Origin of the sequence: Acinetobacter sp. V2, assembly GCF_001188385.1 — a bacterium.
GTDB classification, from domain to species: domain Bacteria; phylum Pseudomonadota; class Gammaproteobacteria; order Pseudomonadales; family Moraxellaceae; genus Acinetobacter; species Acinetobacter oleivorans.
Genome location: NZ_JZFB01000002.1, coordinates 43,782 through 46,960, shown reverse-complemented (window position 1 = coordinate 46,960; position 3,179 = coordinate 43,782). Strand labels below are relative to the sequence as shown.

Here is a 3,179-nt window from a genome sequence, read left to right as displayed (position 1 = left end):
GAAAAAACAGTCCGCACGTTAACCGGCAAAGTCGTAAGTGACAAAATGGATAAATCTATTGTTGTTCTTATTGAACGCCGCGTTCAACACCCGTTGTATGGCAAGTCAATTCGCCGTTCAACTAAGTTACACGCTCATGATGAGAACAATGTCGCTAAAATTGGTGATGTTGTGACAATCAAAGAAAGCCGCCCAATTTCTAAAACTAAAGCTTGGACTTTAGTGGAAGTAGTTGAAGCAGCTGCTGAGTAATTCGACGTTCTTGTTGCATCATCGGTCAATTTCGAGTACTCTTTGAGCCTTTCGAAATTGTGACCGGTGATGCTCGGTTTTGGAGTAGGGCAATGATTCAAACCGAAACTATGCTCGACGTAGCAGACAACAGTGGTGCTCGCCGCGTACAATGTATTAAAGTACTTGGTGGTTCACATCGTCGTTATGCTTCTGTTGGCGACATTATTAAAGTTACTGTAAAAGAAGCAATCCCACGCGCACGTGTTAAAAAAGGTGACGTGATGAATGCGGTTGTAGTTCGTACTAAATTCGGCATTCGTCGTCCAGATGGTTCTGTGATCCGTTTTGATGATAATGCTGCAGTTATTCTGAACAACAACAAAGCTCCGATTGCTACTCGTATCTTCGGACCAGTGACTCGTGAACTTCGTACTGAACAGTTCATGAAAATCATTTCATTGGCTCCTGAAGTTCTATAAGAGGCAATCATGGCTAAGATTAAAAAAGGCGATCAAGTTATCGTGATCGCAGGTAAAGAAAAAGGCAAACAGGGTACTGTATTGTCTGTTTCTGAAGACCGCGTTAAGGTTGAAGGCCTTAACTTAGTGAAGAAGCATCAAAAGCCGAATCGTGTAACTGGCGCTGAAGGCGGTATCGTTACTCAAGAAGCTTCGCTTCATATTTCAAACGTGGCAATTTTAAATGCTACAACCCAGAAGGCTGACCGTGTTGGTTACCAAGTGATTGATGGCGTGAAAACTCGCGTTTATAAATCAAATGGTGAATCAGTGGCGGTAGCGAAGTAATAGGTTGAAAAGGCAATGGCCAGACTTAAAGCACGTTACAATGATGAACTTAAAGCAAAGTTAAAAGAAGAACTTAGCATTAAGAACGTGATGGAAATTCCACGCATCACAAAAATTACCCTAAACATGGGTGTAGGCGCAGCTGCAACTGATAAGAAATTATTAGATGGCGCTGTAGTCGACATGCAATTAATTGCTGGTCAAAAACCAGTAATTACACTTGCTCGCAAATCTATCGCTGGTTTTAAAATCCGTGACGGTTGGCCGATTGGTTGTAAAGTTACTTTACGTGGCGACCAAATGTACGAATTCTTGGACCGTTTGATCTCAATCGCAATCCCTCGTATCCGTGACTTCCGTGGTTTCTCTTCGAAATCATTTGATGGTCGTGGTAACTACTCAATGGGTTTGAAAGAGCAAATCGTTTTCCCTGAAATCGATTTCGATAAGATTGATCGTATTCGTGGTATGGATATTACTATTACTACGACTGCTCGCACCGATGACGAAGGCCGTGCGCTTATGCGTGCATTCGGCTTCCCGTTCAAATAAGAGGTCGATATGGCTAAGAAAGGTATGGTTAATCGCGAATTGAAACGCGAAAAAACAGTTGCTAAATACGCTGCAAAACGTGCTGAATTAAAAGCTACGATTGCAAACGTAAATGCAAGTGAAGAAGAACGTTTCGAAGCGATGTTAAAGTTACAAGCGTTGCCACGTAATGCATCTCCGGTACGTCTTCGTAACCGTTGTGGTTTAACTGGTCGTCCTCATGGTTACTTCCGTAAGTTCGGTTTAAGCCGTAACAAATTACGTGACACAGTAATGCAGGGTGATGTACCAGGCGTTGTTAAGGCAAGCTGGTAAGGAGCGACTAAATGAGTATGCAAGATACCGTTGCCGACATGCTAACACGTGTTCGTAACGCACAAATGGCTAAGAAACAAACTGTTTCTATGCCTTCTTCTAAGTTGAAAGTTGCAATTGCAAACGTACTTCAACAAGAAGGTTATGTTTCAAACGTAGAAGTTGCTCAAGAAGAGACAAAATCTACTTTGACAATTACTTTAAAATATTTCGAAGGCAAACCAGTTATCGAAATGGTTAAGCGCGTAAGCCGTCCAGGTCTTCGCCAATACCGTGGTAAAGATAAACTTCCAAGCGTTAAGCAAGGTTTAGGTATTGCAATTGTTTCTACAAGCAAAGGCATCATGACTGATCGCGCTGCACGTGCTGCGGGCGTTGGTGGTGAAGTTATTGCTTTTGTTTCTTAATAGGTGATTCCTCATGTCTCGTGTGGCTAAAGCCCCAGTAACTGTACCGAATGGTGTAACAGTTACTCAGAACGGCCGGCAGGTCGAAGTGAAAGGCAGCAAAGGTACGTTGTCTTTCAACCTGCATGCGCTGGTCGAGCTAAAACAGGAAGAAGGTAAACTTCAACTTGCTCCAGTTAAAGAATCGAAAGATGCTTGGATGCAAGCTGGTACTGCTCGCGCTGTATTGAATAACCTTGTAAAAGGGGTTAGTGAAGGCTTCGAACGTAAGTTGCAGCTAGTTGGTGTTGGTTATAAAGCTGCGGTTAAGGGTACTGTTGTAAACCTTAACCTTGGTTACTCACACCCAATTGACTACGCTTTACCTGAAAGTGTAACAGCGGAAACTCCAACTGCAACTGAAATCATTTTGAAATCAGCAAACAAGCAGTTGTTAGGTCAAGTAGCGGCAGAAATCCGTGCGTATCGTGCTCCTGAACCATATAAAGGTAAAGGTGTTCGCTATTCGGATGAAGTCATTCTTCGTAAAGAAGCTAAGAAGAAATAAGGCGCGAGGTTCTTATGAACGAAAAGAAACAAACCCGTTTGCGTCGTGCGAAAAGCACACGCTTGCACATCCGTGCATTGGGTGCGACTCGTTTGTGTGTAAACCGCACTCCGCGTCACATCTATGCTCAAGTTATTTCAGCAGATGGTGGCAAAGTTTTAGCGCAAGCTTCAACTTTGGATGCATCTTTACGTAGCGGTACTACGGGTAATGTAGACGCGGCTACTAAAGTAGGTGCTTTAATCGCAGAACGTGCGAAAGCAGCTGGTGTAACTAAAGTTGCATTTGACCGTTCTGGTTTTAAATATCATGGTCGTA

8 protein-coding genes are annotated in these 3,179 nt (G+C 43.1%); all 8 read left to right on the top strand.

Going from position 1 to position 3,179, the window contains the following annotated elements:
• Nucleotides 1-252: 30S ribosomal protein S17 (rpsQ, locus tag UC75_RS08990; protein ID WP_128825238.1), on the top strand; the 252-nt coding region annotated here is incomplete at its 5' end.
• 92 nt (nt 253-344) lie between these two features.
• Nucleotides 345-713 (top strand): 50S ribosomal protein L14, encoded by a 369-nt coding sequence (rplN, locus tag UC75_RS08985; RefSeq protein WP_001982634.1) that lies wholly within the window; start codon nt 345-347, stop codon nt 711-713.
• 9 nt (nt 714-722) lie between these two features.
• Complete coding sequence (gene rplX, locus UC75_RS08980; RefSeq protein WP_002116820.1) at nt 723-1,040, top strand: 50S ribosomal protein L24; 318 nt, start codon at nt 723-725, stop codon at nt 1,038-1,040.
• Between the two features lie 15 nt (nt 1,041-1,055).
• Entirely contained in the window at nt 1,056-1,592 is a 537-nt protein-coding gene (gene rplE / locus UC75_RS08975; RefSeq protein ID WP_004789621.1) for a 50S ribosomal protein L5, read from the top strand.
• Nucleotides 1,593-1,601: 9 nt separating this feature from the next.
• A complete protein-coding gene (rpsN, locus tag UC75_RS08970) occupies nt 1,602-1,907 on the top strand; it encodes a 30S ribosomal protein S14 (RefSeq protein WP_004789619.1) in 306 nt (101 codons plus the stop codon).
• An 11-nt stretch (nt 1,908-1,918) separates the two neighbouring features.
• Nucleotides 1,919-2,314 carry a 30S ribosomal protein S8 gene (gene rpsH / locus UC75_RS08965; protein ID WP_004789617.1) on the top strand — a complete coding sequence of 132 codons (396 nt, stop codon included), beginning with the start codon at nt 1,919-1,921 and terminating at the stop codon, nt 2,312-2,314.
• A gap of 13 nt (nt 2,315-2,327) precedes the next feature.
• A complete protein-coding gene (rplF, locus tag UC75_RS08960) occupies nt 2,328-2,861 on the top strand; it encodes a 50S ribosomal protein L6 (RefSeq protein ID WP_005301272.1) in 534 nt (177 codons plus the stop codon).
• Nucleotides 2,862-2,875: 14 nt separating this feature from the next.
• Nucleotides 2,876-3,179 (top strand): 50S ribosomal protein L18 (rplR, locus tag UC75_RS08955; protein WP_049837381.1); only part of this gene is annotated, 304 nt, incomplete at its 3' end.

Excerpts from the sequence above, each read along its gene's own strand:
- rplN (WP_001982634.1), top strand. The coding sequence starts at position 345 with ATGATTCAAACCGAAACTATGCTCGACGTAGCAGACAACAGTGGTGCT.
- rpsN (WP_004789619.1), top strand. The coding sequence starts at position 1,602 with ATGGCTAAGAAAGGTATGGTTAATCGCGAATTGAAACGCGAAAAAACA.
- rplE (WP_004789621.1), top strand. The coding sequence starts at position 1,056 with ATGGCCAGACTTAAAGCACGTTACAATGATGAACTTAAAGCAAAGTTA.
- rpsH (WP_004789617.1), top strand. The coding sequence starts at position 1,919 with ATGAGTATGCAAGATACCGTTGCCGACATGCTAACACGTGTTCGTAAC.
- rplX (WP_002116820.1), top strand. The coding sequence starts at position 723 with ATGGCTAAGATTAAAAAAGGCGATCAAGTTATCGTGATCGCAGGTAAA.
- rplF (WP_005301272.1), top strand. The coding sequence starts at position 2,328 with ATGTCTCGTGTGGCTAAAGCCCCAGTAACTGTACCGAATGGTGTAACA.